The organism is Idiomarina sp. 28-8, assembly GCF_000320945.2.
Lineage (GTDB): Bacteria > Pseudomonadota > Gammaproteobacteria > Enterobacterales > Alteromonadaceae > Idiomarina > Idiomarina loihiensis.
Genome location: NZ_DF266789.1, coordinates 405,919 through 423,354 on the forward strand (window position 1 = coordinate 405,919; position 17,436 = coordinate 423,354).

General features: G+C 46.6%; 24 protein-coding genes. 13 read left to right on the forward strand and 11 right to left on the reverse strand.

Translation table 11 applies throughout. The features are described from left to right. Positions 1-38 precede the first annotated feature (38 nt). The 3 genes from rpsI to zapE all read right to left on the reverse strand — a co-directional run bounded on the left by rpsI (position 39) and on the right by zapE (position 2,169). Complete coding sequence (gene rpsI, locus RJ32_RS02025) at positions 39-431, reverse strand: 30S ribosomal protein S9 (protein WP_011233676.1); 393 nt, start codon at positions 429-431, stop codon at positions 39-41. A gap of 17 nt (positions 432-448) precedes the next feature. After that, a complete protein-coding gene (rplM, locus tag RJ32_RS02030) occupies positions 449-877 on the reverse strand; it encodes a 50S ribosomal protein L13 (RefSeq protein ID WP_034818651.1) in 429 nt (142 codons plus the stop codon). A 197-nt stretch (positions 878-1,074) separates the two neighbouring features. Beyond that, positions 1,075-2,169 (reverse strand): cell division protein ZapE, encoded by a 1,095-nt coding sequence (zapE, locus tag RJ32_RS02035; RefSeq protein WP_034818748.1) that lies wholly within the window; start codon positions 2,167-2,169, stop codon positions 1,075-1,077. Positions 2,170-2,288: 119 nt separating this feature from the next. Between zapE and RJ32_RS02040 the strand changes: the two genes are divergently transcribed. The 3 genes from RJ32_RS02040 (at position 2,289) to RJ32_RS02050 (ending at position 5,306) form a co-directional block, all read left to right on the forward strand. After that, entirely contained in the window at positions 2,289-2,750 is a 462-nt protein-coding gene (locus RJ32_RS02040; protein ID WP_034818653.1) for a YhcB family protein, read from the forward strand. Positions 2,751-2,837: 87 nt separating this feature from the next. Beyond that, positions 2,838-4,193 (forward strand): DegQ family serine endoprotease, encoded by a 1,356-nt coding sequence (locus RJ32_RS02045; protein ID WP_034818655.1) that lies wholly within the window; start codon positions 2,838-2,840, stop codon positions 4,191-4,193. A gap of 63 nt (positions 4,194-4,256) precedes the next feature. Continuing rightward, positions 4,257-5,306 (forward strand): trypsin-like peptidase domain-containing protein, encoded by a 1,050-nt coding sequence (locus RJ32_RS02050; protein ID WP_011233671.1) that lies wholly within the window; start codon positions 4,257-4,259, stop codon positions 5,304-5,306. A gap of 6 nt (positions 5,307-5,312) precedes the next feature. Here the strand turns inward: RJ32_RS02050 and murA are convergent, their stop codons facing one another. The 8 genes from murA to RJ32_RS02090 all read right to left on the reverse strand — a co-directional run bounded on the left by murA (position 5,313) and on the right by RJ32_RS02090 (position 10,569). Continuing rightward, the gene (murA, locus tag RJ32_RS02055) at positions 5,313-6,572 is read right to left on the reverse strand and encodes a UDP-N-acetylglucosamine 1-carboxyvinyltransferase (protein WP_034818657.1); all 1,260 of its coding nucleotides are present in this window, start codon (positions 6,570-6,572) and stop codon (positions 5,313-5,315) included. Positions 6,573-6,588: 16 nt separating this feature from the next. Continuing rightward, positions 6,589-6,843: a BolA family protein gene (locus tag RJ32_RS02060; protein WP_011233669.1), complete on the reverse strand. Its 255-nt coding sequence runs from the start codon at positions 6,841-6,843 to the stop codon at positions 6,589-6,591. A 37-nt stretch (positions 6,844-6,880) separates the two neighbouring features. Beyond that, positions 6,881-7,174, reverse strand: coding sequence for a lipid asymmetry maintenance protein MlaB (locus tag RJ32_RS02065; protein WP_011233668.1), 294 nt, complete (start codon positions 7,172-7,174; stop codon positions 6,881-6,883). After that, positions 7,174-7,845, reverse strand: a complete 672-nt coding sequence (locus tag RJ32_RS02070; RefSeq protein WP_011233667.1) for a phospholipid-binding protein MlaC — start codon at positions 7,843-7,845, stop codon at positions 7,174-7,176. The genes RJ32_RS02065 and RJ32_RS02070 overlap by 1 nt, the downstream gene beginning before the upstream one ends. Positions 7,846-7,862: 17 nt before the next feature. Next, complete coding sequence (gene mlaD / locus RJ32_RS02075) at positions 7,863-8,330, reverse strand: outer membrane lipid asymmetry maintenance protein MlaD (RefSeq protein ID WP_034818660.1); 468 nt, start codon at positions 8,328-8,330, stop codon at positions 7,863-7,865. 2 nt (positions 8,331-8,332) lie between these two features. Next, positions 8,333-9,112: a lipid asymmetry maintenance ABC transporter permease subunit MlaE gene (mlaE, locus tag RJ32_RS02080; RefSeq protein WP_082815427.1), complete on the reverse strand. Its 780-nt coding sequence runs from the start codon at positions 9,110-9,112 to the stop codon at positions 8,333-8,335. Beyond that, positions 9,109-9,909: an ATP-binding cassette domain-containing protein gene (locus tag RJ32_RS02085; RefSeq protein WP_034818661.1), complete on the reverse strand. Its 801-nt coding sequence runs from the start codon at positions 9,907-9,909 to the stop codon at positions 9,109-9,111. Before RJ32_RS02085 ends, mlaE begins: the two co-directional genes overlap by 4 nt. A gap of 84 nt (positions 9,910-9,993) precedes the next feature. Further along, the gene (locus tag RJ32_RS02090; protein ID WP_034818662.1) at positions 9,994-10,569 is read right to left on the reverse strand and encodes a TetR/AcrR family transcriptional regulator; all 576 of its coding nucleotides are present in this window, start codon (positions 10,567-10,569) and stop codon (positions 9,994-9,996) included. Between the two features lie 156 nt (positions 10,570-10,725). Here RJ32_RS02090 and RJ32_RS02095 point away from each other — a divergent pair, with 156 nt between their 5' ends. Genes RJ32_RS02095 through RJ32_RS02140 form a run of 10 tightly spaced genes read left to right on the forward strand, consistent with a single transcriptional unit; the run spans position 10,726 to position 17,436 of the window. Further along, complete coding sequence (locus RJ32_RS02095; RefSeq protein WP_011233662.1) at positions 10,726-11,703, forward strand: KpsF/GutQ family sugar-phosphate isomerase; 978 nt, start codon at positions 10,726-10,728, stop codon at positions 11,701-11,703. Then, positions 11,703-12,257, forward strand: a complete 555-nt coding sequence (gene kdsC, locus RJ32_RS02100) for a 3-deoxy-manno-octulosonate-8-phosphatase KdsC (protein WP_034818663.1) — start codon at positions 11,703-11,705, stop codon at positions 12,255-12,257. Before RJ32_RS02095 ends, kdsC begins: the two co-directional genes overlap by 1 nt. Further along, positions 12,254-12,817 carry an LPS export ABC transporter periplasmic protein LptC gene (gene lptC, locus RJ32_RS02105; protein WP_034818664.1) on the forward strand — a complete coding sequence of 188 codons (564 nt, stop codon included), beginning with the start codon at positions 12,254-12,256 and terminating at the stop codon, positions 12,815-12,817. Before kdsC ends, lptC begins: the two co-directional genes overlap by 4 nt. Beyond that, positions 12,786-13,328, forward strand: coding sequence for a lipopolysaccharide transport periplasmic protein LptA (lptA, locus tag RJ32_RS02110; RefSeq protein ID WP_011233659.1), 543 nt, complete (start codon positions 12,786-12,788; stop codon positions 13,326-13,328). Before lptC ends, lptA begins: the two co-directional genes overlap by 32 nt. Position 13,329: 1 nt before the next feature. Beyond that, positions 13,330-14,055 carry an LPS export ABC transporter ATP-binding protein gene (gene lptB, locus RJ32_RS02115; RefSeq protein WP_011233658.1) on the forward strand — a complete coding sequence of 242 codons (726 nt, stop codon included), beginning with the start codon at positions 13,330-13,332 and terminating at the stop codon, positions 14,053-14,055. A 21-nt stretch (positions 14,056-14,076) separates the two neighbouring features. Next, positions 14,077-15,537, forward strand: a complete 1,461-nt coding sequence (locus tag RJ32_RS02120) for an RNA polymerase factor sigma-54 (RefSeq protein WP_034818665.1) — start codon at positions 14,077-14,079, stop codon at positions 15,535-15,537. Positions 15,538-15,564: 27 nt separating this feature from the next. Next, entirely contained in the window at positions 15,565-15,852 is a 288-nt protein-coding gene (gene hpf, locus RJ32_RS02125) for a ribosome hibernation promoting factor (protein ID WP_011233656.1), read from the forward strand. Between the two features lie 3 nt (positions 15,853-15,855). Further along, on the forward strand, positions 15,856-16,326 hold the full coding sequence (gene ptsN / locus RJ32_RS02130; RefSeq protein ID WP_011233655.1) for a PTS IIA-like nitrogen regulatory protein PtsN: 471 nt from the start codon (positions 15,856-15,858) through the stop codon (positions 16,324-16,326). Further along, positions 16,317-17,168 (forward strand): RNase adapter RapZ, encoded by an 852-nt coding sequence (rapZ, locus tag RJ32_RS02135; protein ID WP_011233654.1) that lies wholly within the window; start codon positions 16,317-16,319, stop codon positions 17,166-17,168. Before ptsN ends, rapZ begins: the two co-directional genes overlap by 10 nt. Then, positions 17,161-17,436, forward strand: coding sequence for an HPr family phosphocarrier protein (locus RJ32_RS02140; RefSeq protein ID WP_011233653.1), 276 nt, complete (start codon positions 17,161-17,163; stop codon positions 17,434-17,436). The genes rapZ and RJ32_RS02140 overlap by 8 nt, the downstream gene beginning before the upstream one ends.

Genomic DNA, 17,436 nt, shown 5'->3' on the forward strand with positions numbered 1-17,436 from the left:
AGCCGAAGCTGGGTTTTGCCACAAAAAACAAAGACGAATTAACGCTTTGAGAACTGTGGACGTTTACGTGCTTTATGCAAGCCGATTTTCTTACGTTCAACTTGACGAGCGTCACGGGTAACGTAACCTTCTTTACGTAATGGACCACGTAAAGCTTCGTCGTATTGCATTAATGCACGAGTAATACCGTGACGAATTGCACCCGCCTGACCGGTAGTACCACCACCACTTACAGTGATGTACATGTCAAACTTTTCAGTCATTTCAACTAATTCTAATGGTTGACGAACAACCATTTGAGCCGTTTCACGACCGAAGTATTCGTTCAGTTCACGGTTGTTAATTTTGATGTTGCCGCTACCAGGACGCAAAAATACGCGAGCCGTGGAGTTTTTGCGACGACCAGTACCGTAGTATTGATTATCTGCCATAGTGTTCTTGCTCCGTATTATATATCCAGTTGTTTAGGTTGTTGAGCAATATGGTTATGCTCAGTACCTGCGTACACTTTCAGTTTACGGAACATGGCACGACCCAATGGACCACGGGGTAACATACCTTTCACCGCTTTCTGAATGACCATCTCTGGTTTCTTAGCAATCAGTTTTTCAAAACTGATTGATTTGATACCACCCGGAAATCCAGTGTGCGAGTAGTACATCTTGCCCTGAGCTTTATTACCGGTAACAGTAATTTTCTCAGCGTTAATGACGACGATATAGTCGCCGGTATCAACGTGAGGAGTGTACTCAGGCTTATGCTTGCCGCGTAAACGACGAGCGATTTCAGTAGCTAAACGACCTAAAGTTTTGCCTTCAGCGTCTACTACGTACCAGTCGCGTTTTACCGTTTCTGGCTTGGCTACAAATGTTTTCATTGTATAAAACCTACATTTTAAAAGTTCACGGACAGTAATTCCGGGCTTCCCCGCGAATCACAACAATAAAAAAATGATAGAAATCATTTAGTTATCTGCTGCGACCGCTGCATTACGTTATGTAACACAACGGACTGTAACGTGGGCTGCGCGGATTATAGGAAAAATGCGGTTAAAGATCACGCATTTTCTGAAATTTATGCTTTATGAGCCATTGCCAGATATTCCTGACTTTGCATTTCCTGCAGTCGGCTGACACAACGGCGAAACTCGAAAGTTAACTGGCCTTCCGTATAGAGAGCTTCAATACTCACATCTGCTGACAAAATCAGTTTCACCCGACGCTCATAAAATTCATCAACTAACGCTATAAAGCGGCGAGCCGTATCATCTTTCCCCGCGCCCATTTGCTCAACATTACTAATCAATACCGCATGGTAAAGTCTGGCTATTTCCATGTAGTCATTTTGGCTACGGGCTGTCTTACAAATGGAGGTAAAATCAAAAAATACCACATCGTCACACTCTGCCCGAACGTCAATATCCCGTCCTTCAATTTCAATACAGTCTGATTCGTAACGCTCTTTACATTCAGGCGCTAGCTCTTTGAAGTATTTCCATAAATTCTTATCGGCTTTTTCATCCAGTGGCGAATGAAAAATTTCCGCCCGGGTAAGCGTTCGAAGACGATAATCAATGCCGCTATCCACATTAACCACTTCGCAGTGCTGATTGATGAGTTTAATAGCAGGAATGAAACGTGCGCGTTGCAGTCCGTTTTTATAGAGTTCGTCAGGAACGATGTTTGAAGTCGCTACTAGCACCACCCCTTTCTCAAATAAGTACTCAAACAGCCTACCCAGTAACATGGCATCGGTAATATCCTGCACAAAAAACTCGTCAAAGCAGACAATTCGTGCTTCGGCGGCAATGTTATCAGCCACAATGCGTAACGGATCGCTCTGCTTATCCAGTTGTTTAAGTTCATTATGAACCCGGTGCATGAATCGGTGAAAGTGGATTCGCCATTTACGCTCAATTGGCAGACTTTCAAAGAAGGTATCAACCAGATAGGTTTTCCCACGGCCGACACCACCCCAAAAGTAGATGCCCTGAGGCTGATCCGGCTCTTTGTTAAACCACTTTTGCCAGCCTGGCAGAGTCTGATATTGATGCCACTCAATAAGCTCACCATGCAGTCTTTGCAAATGTTTAACAGCGTTTAGCTGCGCAGCATCTTTCGAGAAATCATTGTGTTCTATATCATACTGATAACGTTCTAGTGGAGACATTTGCTGTTTGGACACTACCACTTCACCTCAGTTGGGATTATCCTATAAGTTAATATGTTACCATGAAGGTGAAGCGCAGCAATCATTCGCCGCTGCGACAGCTTGTTCAGGAGTTAATTATGAGTTGGATTATTGGGGTTCTGTTGGTCGTTGCTGGTGCTATCATTGGCTTTTTTGCGGCTCGTTACAGCCAGTCGAAAGGCCTGTCAGGCGATCTCGAAGAGCAAGTACAGCAAAGTCAGCAGCGTTTAACCGACTACCAAAGAGAAGTTGCCGAACACTTCGCCACCGCAAACGCTATGGTCGAACAATTGGCAGATACCCAGCAACGTTTACAAAGCTACTTAAACCAAAGTGCTGAGCTGCTTGAGAAAAGCGATGTACAAAGTGACCTGCCTTTTTTCGCAGAAGACACAATTAAGCAACTGCGAGTGGCCAATTCATTAAATAAAGATCACCGTTCAGGCCGTGACAGCTATAGCGCCAATGATATTCCCCGCGATTACACAGAGGGCTCCAGCGGGCTCTTTTCAAGTAGTTACGAGCAAGATCAAGAAAAAGAGTCCTCAAAAACATCTTGAAACATTTTTAGAGTGAACTCATATAGCTGACAAGCGGTCTTAACTGGCGACCGTTTGTTAGTGCTTTATTAAGGAGTCACTCGAATCATGAAAAGAGTCTTAGCATTATTCAGTTTAATCTGTGTTGTTAGCTTCACCTCTATACCTTCTGCCCATGCTGGCATTCCTTTTTTTGGCAATGACGACGAACAGCCGACCTTAGCGCCGATGCTTGAGGAGGTAACACCCGCCGTCGTCAATATCTCAGTAAAAGGTAAGCGAGAAGTACGACAACGCCTGCCGGAAGCGCTTCGTTTCTTTTTTGGCCCGGATTCTCCACGTGAACAAGTCCGTGAGCGCCCGTTTAGAGGCTTAGGTTCCGGCGTGATTATTGATGCGGAAAAAGGCTATGTAGTAACCAATAACCATGTTGTAGACGACGCTACAGAAATTCTCGTCACCCTAAAAAATGGCCGTGAGTTTGATGCTAAAGTTATAGGCACTGATGAACGCAGCGACGTGGCTTTGCTAAAGATAGAGAACGGCGAAAACCTCACCGCCATAGAGCTTGGCAAGTCATCCGAGCTGCGAGTCGGTGATTTCGTGGTCGCTATTGGTAACCCTTTCGGGCTTGGCCAGACAGTAACCTCCGGTATCGTTAGCGCTCTAGGTCGAGCAGGTCTTGGCATTGAAGAACTGGAAAACTTCATCCAGACCGATGCCGCTATTAACAGCGGTAATTCGGGCGGTGCTCTGGTCACTTTAGACGGCAAACTCATTGGAATTAACACCGCGATACTCGGCCCTAACGGTGGCAATATCGGTATCGGTTTCGCTATTCCATCGGACATGATGAATAACTTAGTACAACAATTGATTGAATTTGGCGAAGTTCGCCGCGGTGTACTGGGAGTCCGGGGTAACGATTTAACTCACGACGTTGCTCAGGCATTGAATATTCCGGTCAACCGGGGGGCTTTTGTTTCACAGGTCGTACCGGGTAGTTCAGCAGCTGAAGCTGGTATTGAATCCGGCGATGTCATTATCTCAGTCGATGGGCAGACAATCCGCTCATTTTCGGAGCTTGGTGCAATGGTCGGCTCTATAGGCTCAGGGAACTCATTAAAGCTTGGGGTGATTCGCGACGGTGAAGAGCAATCGATTAACGTCACCCTTGGTGCACAGGACATGTCTGTTACAGCTGAGTCAATTCACCCAGCTTTACAGGGCGCTACTCTTGCTGCAACGGATGGAAATGGAATTGAAGTAGAAGAGCTTGAAGAGCGTTCTCCTGCTGCGCGAATTGGCCTAGAGGAAGGCGATATTATTCAGGGCGTTAACAGAAAGGCAGTGAGCTCAATATCGGAGTTGCGGGCAGCAATTGAAGATAAGAGCGGTGTTATAGCCCTTAATATAAAACGAGGCGACAGTTCACTCTTTATTGTGTTGCGTAACGCAAACTGACATTGTGACAGGCAGGTGGTATCAGTGCTATGCTGATACCACCTGATTTAACCGGAAGCTGGTATGCAACAACTTTCTTCAACTTTACGATTTTTACTTCAGTCAGTTGGCTTAGGCCTAGTTGTTGCGGCTATTGTTATTATCGCTAAACCTTTCTGGGCACAGTCCGAATCATTAAGACAAAACGGCAACGAAATTACCTCCTTTAATCAGGCCGTCCGAAAAGCCGCCCCCGCCGTTGTGAATATTTATAGTATGGGGGAAATTCAGGGGTCTTATTATCAACCTCAGTCATCACGTGTCTGGCGTTTAGGTTCAGGCGTTATTATGGACTCTCAGGGATATATTCTGACCGCCCATCACGTTGTCGATAATGTTGATAAAATTGAAGTCGCGCTGCAGGACGGCAGACGCTATGCCGCTCAGTTAATTGGTAGTGACCGTTACACCGATTTAGCTGTGCTGAAAATTGATGCAGAGAACCTACCGGTAATTCCTGTACAGTCAACACGCCGCGTACGGGTTGGTGACATTGTCCTCGCCATAGGTAATCCATACAATATTGGCCAGACAATTACGCAAGGTATTGTCAGTGCCAGCGGCGGTCGGGTTGGTGTCAGCAATTCCTATTCCGATTTGATTCAAATGGACGCAGTGATCAACCAGGGTGCCTCAGGCGGAGCTTTGGTTAATACCGCCGGAGAACTTATCGGCATCAATAACGCCCGCTATAATTCGGCTTTTGGAGATGGCGGCGAAGGCATTTATTTTGCCGTACCCTATGAAAATGCACGCAAAGTAATGAAAACCCTTATTCAGGAAGGGAAAGTGGTACGCGGATACATTGGTATTAGCGTTAATCCAAACTTTAGTGAAGAACAATCACTGTCAGGCATATTAATAACCGGAGTTGAACGGAATAGTCCGGCAGCAAAAGCAGGATTACAACCGAACGATTTTCTGGTGGCTATTGGTGGTGACCCTGTTCGCTCTGCGCCGGAAGGGCTTGACCGGGTTGCAGGTAGTGAGCCCGGCACTAAATTAGAAGTGGAATTTTACCGTAATGAAAAGCGAATGACGACCACCGTAACAGTGGCCGAATTACCCAGATAACGGCTGCTAAACCGTTACTCGTTCAATATCAGCACCTAAGCCCTGAAGTTTTTTCTCAATCCCTTCATAGCCCCGGTCAATATGATAGATGCGCTCGACAACAGTTTCTCCGGTCGCAACCAGACCCGCTATAACAAGAGAGGCTGAAGCTCGTAAGTCGGTACACATAACCTCTGCGCCGGTCAGTTCATCAACTCCGTGACATAGTGCAGTATTGCCTTCCGACTCGACATTTGCGCCCATGCGTCGTAACTCAGGAATGTGCATAAAGCGGTTTTCAAATATCGTTTCACGAATACCGGCGGTACCTTCTGCAATGGCATTTAGCGCACAAAATTGAGCCTGCATATCGGTTGGAAAAGCCGGATGAGGAGCCGTAATAATATTGACTGCTTTAGGCCGGCCATGGCTCTGTATCGCTATCCAGTTATCACCTTTATCAATTGTCGCGCCAGCTTCTTCCAGCTTTTTCAACACCGCATCAAGGCTTGCCGGGTCAATTTTTTCGCAACGCACCGAACCTCCAGTTGCCAAAGCTGCGACTAAAAACGTCCCCGTTTCGATACGGTCGGGCATGACACTATATTCACCACCATGCAGCTTATTAACACCTGTAATATGAATGGTGTCACTTCCTGCGTCGCGGACATTCGCGCCCAGGCTGTTAAGAAAGTTTGCTAAATCAATGACTTCAGGCTCTCGAGCGGCATTTTCTATGACCGTTTCACCCTCAGCCAGTACCGCTGCCATCATTAAGTTCTCAGTGCCGGTCACGCTGACCGTGTCGAGCAAAATCTCTGCGCCCTGCAGACGCCCCTCTACTGACGCTTTAATGTAACCATTTTCAACGTCAATATGAGCGCCCATTTTACGCAGGCCCTCAATATGAAGGTTTACCGGCCGTGCGCCTATAGCACAACCACCCGGCAGAGATACTTCCGCTTTACCGGTTTTAGCTAATAACGGGCCTAAAACCAAAATAGAAGCACGCATAGTTTTAACCAGATCATAAGGCGCTTTGAAGTGATTAAGCGTGGTCGGGTCAATGCAAACGCTATTATTATTCAGGTTGCTATGACTAATGCCCAGGCAATCGAGTAACTCCAGAGTTGTGTCGACATCGTGAAGGTCGGGAACATTAGACAGGGTTATTTTTTCAGACGGCAACAGCGAAGCCATTAAAATAGGCAGCGCGGCATTTTTTGCCCCTGAAATAGTGACCGAACCTGACAAAGGTTGGCCTCCACGTATTTTAAATTTATCCATCAACTAACCAACAACCTTATGGCATCATTAATTTTTTATCACGCGCCCAGTCTTCCGGCGTGTAAGCTTTTATCGATACGGCATGGATTGAACCGTCGGCAATCAACGGGTTTAGAGGACCATACACGGCTTGCTGACGCTTTACCCGACTCATATCTTTAAAGTCTTCGCTGACAGCAATAATTTCTACATTCGCGCCTTCAGCTTTAACCAGAAGCTCTTCCAGAGAAAGCGCATCGTTCAGCAAAGTTTTCAGTTCTTCAGTATTCATTGTTATCTGCCGTTGGCTTAAAAGTTAATAAGACCGCCTAGCTTAACGAAAGCAGCGACTCAACGCCACTAACGCGGGCAATTTGTTTCAGCTGTTCAGATGCTCCGATACAGGTTAACGGACCTTTCCCATCGCCAACCAATTTCAATATTTCAAGCAAAAAAGCCACCCCGGCAGTATCGATAACCTCTACATCGGTTAAATCAACCCGGGTTTCGCTTCCCACCGACCAGCTTTTGCGCTGTGACCACAGTTTAGCAACACTGTGACGAGTCAATGAACCGCTAAAAACCAGTGTCTTATCATCGCTAACCTTCACCGATGCTAACATTAGAGTCCCTCTGCCGGGCTTTCTACTTCGTCATCTGCCTTAATCGGCTCGGAAGCTTTCTTTTCAATCAGCTCGATGGTTTTATCAATGCCATTAGCCCGGATAACCGAAGAAATTTCACTTTGCTTACTGTTCAGCAGACTGACACCTTCAACAACTAAATCGTAGGCTTTCCAAATTTCTTCATCAGAGTCGTATCGTATACGAAAATCCAGACGAATTTCCGGGCGCCCTTCTTCTTTTATTCGCGCCTTCACGACGGCCGAACGTGCATCATCAGAAATTTCCTGACTAGGTTCAAAAGTGACCTTATGCTTGTCCTCGTCATACTGAGTAAAAGCACGGGCATACGTCGCCACTAAGTAATCGTAGAAAGCCTGGTAAAAACGTTCACGCTGTTCTTTTGTCGTGTCGCGCAAGTAACGGCCTAATACTTTCTTCGACGCATACATATTGTCAACATAAGGCATCATCTCATCTTCAACGACTTCCTTTAGATAATTAGGATCTGCGTCAATTTTGTTTCTGTCCGATGCAATGCGATCAAAGGTTTTTTCAGCAACTGCTTTCAATAACTCTTGCGGATCATCGTTACGAATTAAATCGGCTGACGCGGATGCAACCAGTACTAAGGTTACAAAAACGGCCGTTATCCATTGTTTTACTGCCATGGTGCTCTCCTTACCACTTATTCATTGCCCTGACTGAACAGAAACTGGCCTATCAGGTTTTCTAAAACCAATGCTGACTTGGTATCAGTAATGGTATCACCGTCTTCTAACGTACCTACGCTGTCATCAATAAAGCCGGGTTCAAGTCCAAGATATTGCTCACCCAGGAGTCCTGACGTCAACACCGACAATGTACTGGCTTCAGAAAACTTGTCGTAATCTTTGCTAATGCTCATTGTCACACGCGGCTCATAGTAGTCACCCGACAATGAAATATCAGTAACACGACCCACAACCACACCACCGACTTTCACCGGCGAGCGGACTTTCAGACTACCAACATTATCGAACTTAGCGTACAGGGTGTAGCTATCTCCCGATGTTGTCATAGTGCCGCTGGCTGCCCTTAATGCGATAAAGAACAAAGCCAAAATACCGACGACAACAAAAACGCCTACCCATAACTGTGTTTTTCTTGATTCCATGGTTATCCACCAAACATGATAGCTGTAAGAATAAAATCGAGTCCTAGAATTGCCAACGACGCAGTCACAACTGTTGACGTTGTCGCAGCACTGATTCCCGCAGAGGTTGGAACCGAACGATAACCTTTATACAAAGCTATCCAGGTAACAACAAAGGCAAATACAATAGACTTAATAATGCCGTTCAGAAGATCATCCTGCCAATCGACTGCCGATTGCATGACTGACCAAAAAGCCCCTTCATCAACACCCAGCCAGCCGGAGCCAACCAGGTAACCGCCGTAAATTCCAACGGCTGAGAACATCAACGCCAGCAGTGGCATACTAACCACACCAGCCCAGAACCTGGGAGCAATCACACGGCGTAAAGGATCAACCGCCATCATCTCCAGACTGGAGAGTTGCTCGGTGGCTTTCATAAGACCGATTTCAGCAGTTAATGCAGAACCGGCTCGCCCCGCAAATAACAGACCGGTAACGACAGGCCCCAACTCACGTAATAACGACAGCGCAACCATAGGTCCCAGACTTTGCTCAGCACCATAGTCAACTAAAATAGTGTAGCCCTGTAAGCCAAGCACCATACCAATGAATAAGCCACTGACGATAACGATGAGCATCGACAATACGCCCACTACGTACATTTGCTTGATAAAGAGCGGCCATGACTTAGCGGGTTGCGGCTTACCGATAATAGCTCCCATCAGCATAGCTAAGGCGTATCCGATACCCGCCAGGCTATCCAGCACTCGGCGACCGACAGACTGTATAAACTGGATCATCCTTCGCCCCTTAATAAGTCCGTTGTAAAATCGTCATCTGAGTAGTGAAATGCTACCGGACCATCTGGCGCACCATTCAAAAACTGTTGAATAATTGCGGTATCGTTATTGCGGAGTTCATCCGGGGTGCCCTGACCAACAACTTTTTTGTCGGCGATGACATAAGCATAATCCGCAATCGATAACACTTCTTTTACGTCGTGCGATACAACAATAGAGGTCAAACCTAGTGACTCATTCAAAGATTTAATAAGCTTTACAATGACCGCCATAGAAATAGGATCCTGACCCGCAAACGGCTCATCGTATAAAATCAATTCAGGATCCAGAGCTATAGCCCTTGCCAGAGCAGCTCTACGAGCCATGCCACCCGACAGTTCTGACGGCATAAGGTGACGCGCACCACGCAGACCCACGGCCTCAAGCTTCATTAAAACCACGCTGCGAATAATTTCTTCGGGTAAATCGGTATGCTCGCGCAGTGGAAAGGCGACGTTCTCGTATACCGACATGTCGGTGAACAACGCACCACTTTGAAACAGCATGCTCATGCGCTTGCGTAATTGATACAAAGCGTCGCGTTTTAACTGAGGGACTTCCTCTCCGGCTACTTTGATACTGCCGCTGTCAGGCTTAAGCTGTCCACCGATAAGGCGCAACAGCGTCGTTTTACCAATGCCACTAGGCCCCATGACAGCAACCATTTTGCCTTTCGGAACATCTAACGACAGGCCGTCATAGACCCGATGGCTTCCATGCGCAAAAGTCAGATCTTTAAGTTCTACCAAGTTTGTCACGACAGTTTCCTGTTACGAGTTTATCAGCCTTTATTTTAATGGCTGCCGGTAATATCTAATACCGAAAAAGTGTTGCAAATTTTATCAGCGAATTGATTCTATTTCTGTCAATTCATCGACAAGCTTCAGTAAATATTGTGCAAAATCTTCTCGTTCGTGCACGCAGGCGTCACACAAATTGAGTTGCTCAAACAAACGCGCACCATGAACGGCATAAAACAGAGTTTTACCGACTTTACTTCCGGCAATACGTTCCAGCCGCTGCAAAGTCAGTGCTATATGCTCTTTTAACGGACCTAACAACTCCGGATTAGTCGCAGCGGCAGCCAGCATGCCACTGCCTAGTCGCGAACATTCAGCATCCGTATCAAGCGCTGCTAGTAAGATACTTTTTAATTCGCCTTTTGGGTCATCGGCAAACTGATGGTGATATTGCTCACGAAGTGCTTCATAACGTTCAACGCGGCGTTTTAGCATAGCCTGGAGTAAACAGTCTTTGCTTTTGAAATGATAAAGCAAACCACCTTTGCTGATGCCTGTCGTCTGGCTCAAGGCGTCAAACGTCAGATGCCCTGCACCCTCTGCAGCGACCAACTGATCAGCGGCATCCAGAATAGCGTCTCTGTTGCTGGGTCGCCCTGCACCTTTTTTCTCTACCATGGTGTATTCACTTTACCTGCATTTACTTTATCAACCGTCTGGTTGGTATAGTAATTATTTTTGTAATAAAATACAAGATTTACCTGCGTACGGTAGGCAGAGTTGTACCGAATGACGTATTATACAGGGCAAAAGCACAACGCCAGAGGCATGACAATGAAACAAGTCACCCAGAACTTTCGGCTACTGGGCGAACAAGTACTGGATATCGAAAAGAAGGCTATTGAAGGCCTGTATCAATATTTGGATGATAATTTCGATGCCGCCTGCCAAACCCTGTTTAACTGCAAAGGCCGCGTTATTGTCACCGGCATGGGGAAATCCGGCCATATTGGTGGGAAAATAGCAGCAACACTTGCCTCCACCGGCACACCAGCGTTTTTTGTGCATCCGGGCGAAGCCAGCCACGGAGACTTAGGCATGGTTGCAGCTCAGGATGTGGTCATTGCGATATCTAACAGTGGTGAAACGGCCGAAGTGCTGAATATTATTCCGGTCATTAAGCGTCTGGGCGTGCCCTTAATTTCAATGACCGGTAAACCTGGCTCCACTCTTGCCCGACTGGCTGATACTCATGTTTGCATCGCGGTTGAACAAGAGGCCTGCCCACTCGGGTTAGCACCTACAGCTTCTACAACGGCAACGCTGGTTATGGGTGATGCAATGGCGGTTGCGCTGCTCAATGCCCGCGGCTTCACCGCCGACGACTTTGCACTATCACATCCCGGCGGTTCGCTGGGTAAACGCCTGCTATTGCGGTTGCATGACGTGATGCACACTGGCGAGCGTGTTCCGGTTATTCCAGCCGACGCTATTATTAGTGATGCGTTACTGGAAATGTCGCGTAAAGGCTTGGGTATGACTGCTATAGTTGATGAAAACCAACGTCTTGCCGGCATTTTTACAGACGGTGACTTACGTCGCATTCTGGATAACCGAATCGATGTCCATAAGACTCCGATAGCAGAAGTTATGACCCGCTCCTGTATTACTGCGAACGAGGATATGCTGGCCGCTGAGGCATTAAAACTCATGCAGGATCGAAAAATAAATGGGCTGATTATTACCAACGACGATGGACAGCCTTGTGGCGCAATGAACATGCATGATTTACTGCAGGCGGGAGTGCTCTGATGGAATGTATTAATACCTGGTACGGCGACATTGAAAAAAGCCTGTTTAAACGCTTTTCCGAGATAAAGCTACTGGTGCTGGACGTGGACGGAGTGTTCTCCGACGGCCGCATTTATTTAGGCAATGATGGTGAGGAACTGAAAGCCTTTCACACCCGGGATGGCTTTGGTATGAAAGCGTTGAAAAAGTCAGGAGTCGAAACAGCAGTCATTACCGGACGAACCTCACGCATTGTTGAACATCGCATGGAACATTTAGATGTCGGTTTTATTTATCAGGGGCAGAACGATAAAACAGCCGCTTTCGACGAGCTTCTGAAAAAGCTAGGCCTTAGCGCAGAACAAGTTGCTTATGTTGGCGACGATACCCCCGATTTAGCTTTAATTAAAGCTGCAGGTCTGGGTATTGCAGTCCAGGATGCTCACGCATCGGTACAACAGCAGGCCGATTATATTTCACGTTGTCATGGCGGACATGGTGCCGTGCGCGAAGTTTGTGATTTAATCATGCTCAGTCAAGGACAACTGCACCTGGCGACAGGAGCCAGTGTGTGAGCCGACGCGTTACTGTCATTCTCTTTTTATTATTCGGTGCCGGGCTATTGCTTGTCTGGCGCCCTTTTAGCAATGACGCTGACGGTAGCAACGCGGCTACGACACGTACGATGCAGCCTGATTTTACCGCTTTTGGGTTGGAAACGCGGATTTTCGAAAGTGACGGCGTACTAGCTCACAAGATCAAGTCTGAGAAGATGTCTCACTATAACCAGATTGGTCTGACCGAACTTAAGCGTCCGGTTTATACGGTATTTTCTGAACAAGGTGAAGAACTTTGGGAGGTCAGTGCCGCGCAAGGAACTTTCTATGACGATCAAACCCTGATTTTGGAGCACAATGTTGAAATCCTTGCGTTAGAGCCGGATACTCACATCGAGCAAGTGTTAACCGAATACCTGATTGTTGATTTAAAAAATGAATCAATGAGCACCGAACATCCGGTAAGCATTCACGGACCACGACTATTAATTCGGGGTAACGGTATGACTGCGGACCTGAAAGCTGAACGAATGGAGCTAAAAAGACATGTTAAAACGATTTTCCAGCCTGCTGAGTAAACTGATCCTGGTTGCCTTAATACCCTCAGCGGTTATGGCTCAGGGCAAGTCTGACTTTAGTAAACCCATGGAAGTTGAGTCGAGTAAGGAAGAGCTTGATATTAAAAATAACCGCCTGGTTTTAACGGACAACGTTATTATTCGTCAGGGCACCTTATTAATCCGCGCCGATCGACTAGAAGCATCCGCCAGCGAAAGCGCCGAGCAAGCAGATATTTTTATTGCAGAAGGCACTCCTGCTACTTACAGCCAGACGCTGGACGACGGCAATGAAATTAACGCTGAAGCAAAAAAAATCACCTATTTTCAGTCGGAACAGCGACTGGAGCTTAGTGGCGACGCTCGCATCTCTCAAGGTAGCAGTAGCTCAAGCGGCAGTTTGATTACTTATGATTTGAATAAACAAACGGTAACGGCAAGCAGTTCAGGTGAAGAAGACAGCCGTGTTATCACTATTTTTACACCTAAACCAAAAACCGATACCGACGAAAAAAATAACGAGAACCCTTAATATGGCAACTTTACGAGTCAAACATTTAGCCAAAAGCTACAAAAGCCGACAAGTCGTTAAAGACGTTAGCTTGGAAGTAAGTCAGGGGCAGGTTATTGGTTTACTGGGCCCCAACGGTGCAGGTAAAACCACAACCTTCTATATGATAGTCGGTTTGGTTAATAGCGATAAAGGTCAAATTCTGCTGGATGACAATGACCTTACCTTACTGCCAATGCATGAACGGGCACGCCGGGGTATTGGGTATTTGCCACAAGAGGCGTCCATTTTTCGCAAATTGACCGTGCGCGATAATCTGATGGCTATTCTGGAAACTCGTAAAGAACTGTCAACCAACGAGCGTGAAGAACAGCTTGATGCTTTGCTCGAAGAGTTTCATATAGGCCACATAGCAAACAGTCAGGGCATGAGTCTGTCCGGCGGTGAACGTCGTCGGGTTGAAATTGCCCGAGCCTTAGCCGCAGAACCTACGTTTATTTTGCTGGACGAGCCTTTTGCCGGAGTTGACCCTATTTCGGTTATTGATATTAAAAAGATTGTTGAACATTTAAAGCAACGTGGTATTGGTGTACTTATTACTGATCACAACGTTCGCGAGACATTGTCTGTTTGTGAACACGCTTATATTGTCAGTCATGGTGAGCTTATTGCCAGTGGGGATGCAGAAAGTATATTATCGAATCAACAGGTTAGAGACGTTTACCTCGGTGAGCAGTTCACCCTATAACGTGATACCGGGACAGTCATTATGAAGCAAAGTCTGCAGCTAAAAATTGGTCAGCACCTGACCATGACGCCACAACTCCAACAGGCTATCCGCCTGCTGCAGCTTTCCTCGCTCGATCTTCAGTCAGAAATTCAGGATGCATTAGACAGCAACCCGCTGCTGGAGGTTGAAGGTGAAACGAGTAACGACGCGGACCAACCCGAAACTCGCAATATTGAAGAAAGAGACGACAGCCAACGGGAAACATCCGACGTTATAAAAACCCAGGAAATGCCTGACGAACTGCCGGTCGACAGCAGTTGGGACGATACCTATTCCAGTCATACCCCAGCCAACGGCGCAGCCTCTTCAGGTAAATCCTTTGACGGCGACTTTGAAGTCTATCAAGGCTCTACCAGCGAGTCTTTGCAGGATCACCTGCTTTGGCAAATGCAACTTTCTCATTTTTCGGAAGAAGACACCGCCATAGCTGAAGCCATTATTGAAGCCATAGACGACAATGGCTATCTAATGGTTGATGTTAATGAAATTATCGAAGCTGTGCGCCTACCCGAAGTGGAAGTAGAAGAAGTCTGCATGGTGCTTAAGCGTATTCAGCATTTCGACCCAATTGGTGTCGGCGCACGCAGCGTCAGTGAATGCCTTGCCATTCAATTACGTCAACTAAGCGACGACACTGAATACAAGCAGGTTGCTCTATGCTTAGTGACTGAACATATGGACTTACTTGGCAGTCGCGATTTTCGCACCATTCAGCGTAAACTGAAGCTATCGGAAGAAGATTTACGTCAGACTATGCGGTTAATTCAACAGTTGCACCCGCACCCGGGCGAGCAAGTTGCGCAGCAACCCGTTGAATATGTTATTCCCGATGTGGCCGTTACTAAAAAAAATGGTCGTTGGATGGTCGAATTAAACCCGGATAGCGTACCTAAACTAAAAGTGAACGAAGAATACGCGGCCTTGAGTAAAGCAACAAAGTCAGTAGCCGACAGCCAGTACATAAAAAACCATACGCAAGAAGCGCGCTGGTTCATAAAAAGCCTGGAGAGCAGAAACGATACGCTGCTGAAAGTGGCCAATTGCATAGTACAACGCCAACAGGGCTTTTTTGAGCATGGTGAAGAAGCTATGAAGCCAATGGTTCTGAACGATGTTGCAGAAGCCGTGGATATGCATGAAAGTACGATTTCACGCGTAACGACACAAAAATACTTACACTGCCCAAGTGGCGTATTTGAGTTGAAATATTTTTTCTCAAGTCATGTCAGTACAGAGGGCGGTGGCGAGTGTTCAAGCACGGCAATACGTGCTTTAATTAAGAAGATGGTCGCTGCTGAAAATCGCAGTAAACCGTTAAGTGACAGTAAGATTGCTGAACTGATAGCCGCACAAGGTATCCAAGTAGCAAGAAGGACAATTGCGAAGTATCGGGAATCGTTAAACATTCCATCATCGAGCCAACGCAAAAGTCTTTTGTAACTTTGTTAACTGCAGAAGGAAGACGTTATGCAAATTAATTTGACCGGTCATCACATCGATATTACCGAAGCTCTGCGTGACTACGTGGACACAAAATTTGCCAAGCTGGAAAGACATTTTGACCATATAACTAATGTTCACGTCATCCTAAATGTTGAAAAAACGATTCAAAAAGCGGAAGCTACGCTGCACGTGAATGGCGGTGAGCTTTTCGCCGACGCAAAACACGAAGATATGTACGCGGCCATCGACGGTTTAATTAATAAACTGGACCGTCAGGTGATTAAACACAAAGAGAAAATGAAACAACATTAATCCATGCAACTGAGTGAATTGTTAAGCCCCGACTGCACCAAGTGTGCAGTCGAGGGCGCAAGTAAAAAACGACTACTTGAAACCATTAGTCAAATCGTAGCCCCTAAGCTGTCTGGCATTACCCGTCATGACATTTTTGAGAGCCTGTTAAACCGTGAACGTTTAGGCAGTACGGGAATTGGCTTAGGTATCGCAATTCCTCATGGCCGTTTACCTAATGCGAATCATCCGGTAGCGGTATTACTGACTTTAGACGAACCTATCGAATTCGATTCTATTGACAATCAGCCTGTCGATATTATCTTCGCGCTTCTGGTACCCGAGTCAGAGCACGAGAACCATCTACAAACATTGGCCACGGTGGCCAGAAGAATGAACGACAAAGACTGTACCCGCGCACTGCGCCACGCAGATTCTGATAAAGCGTTATATCAATTATTTGTGGGCGAAGGTGAACAGTCGCCATGCAACTGATCATTGTTAGTGGTCGCTCCGGTTCAGGTAAGACAATTGCTCTGCGCGTACTGGAGGATTTAGGCTTTTATTGCGTTGATAATTTACCCATAAGCCTGCTGCCAACGCTGGTACATGCGGTCATCGAGCAGTATCAAAAAATAGCCATTAGCATTGATGTTCGCAACTTACCGGAGCACTCCGAAGAGTTACTGGACTCTTTGAGCTTTTTGCCCAAAGGTGTTGAACCGGAAATTCTGTTTATTGACTCTGATGACAACACCTTACTAAAGCGTTTTGGCGAAACTCGGCGTCTGCATCCGTTGTCGCAAAAAGAACTGCCTTTGCTGGAAGCGCTTCAGGCCGAACATAAAATGCTTGAACCCATTATGGAGAGAGCAACCTGGCGCCTCGACAGCAGTGACTTATCACTGCATCAGTTAAGTGAACAGGTCACTGAACGGGTACTGGGAAGAGCCGATAAAAAGCTGATTATTGTGTTTCAGTCTTTTGGCTTTAAGTATGGTTTACCCAAAGACGCTGACTTTGTCTTTGATGCGCGCATTTTACCCAATCCGCACTGGCAGCCCGAGCTCAAGCTGCTCACCGGCCTGGATACCGACGTGCAGATTTTCTTTCGCCAGGAACCCCTGGTGACTAAGTTTATTTATCAGTTGGAAAACTTTCTCGATACCTGGCTGCCGCACTTTCAGCGCAGCAATCGCAGCTACCTGACCATAGCTACGGGCTGCACTGGCGGTCAGCACCGTTCGGTTTATATTTCTCAGCAGTTAGCCGAGCGTTTTGAACAAAAAGCCGTAAAGGTTCAGGTCAGACACCGGGAACTAAAAACCCATGGATAAAGTTTGCAGAAAGTTAATTATTCGCAATAAACTAGGCTTGCACGCACGTGCAGCAACAAAGTTAGCGCAATTAACGCAGGAGTTTGAGTCGGACATCACGGTGACTCAGGGTGAGCAATGCGTTAACGCTGCCAGCGTTATGTGCCTGATGCTACTGGCCAGTCAACAGGGTAAAACTGTTGAAGTCTGTGCCGAAGGAAAAGACGCACAAGCAGCACTGGATGCCGTTAGTGCTTTGTTTGAAGATCGCTTCGAGGAAGACGAGTAA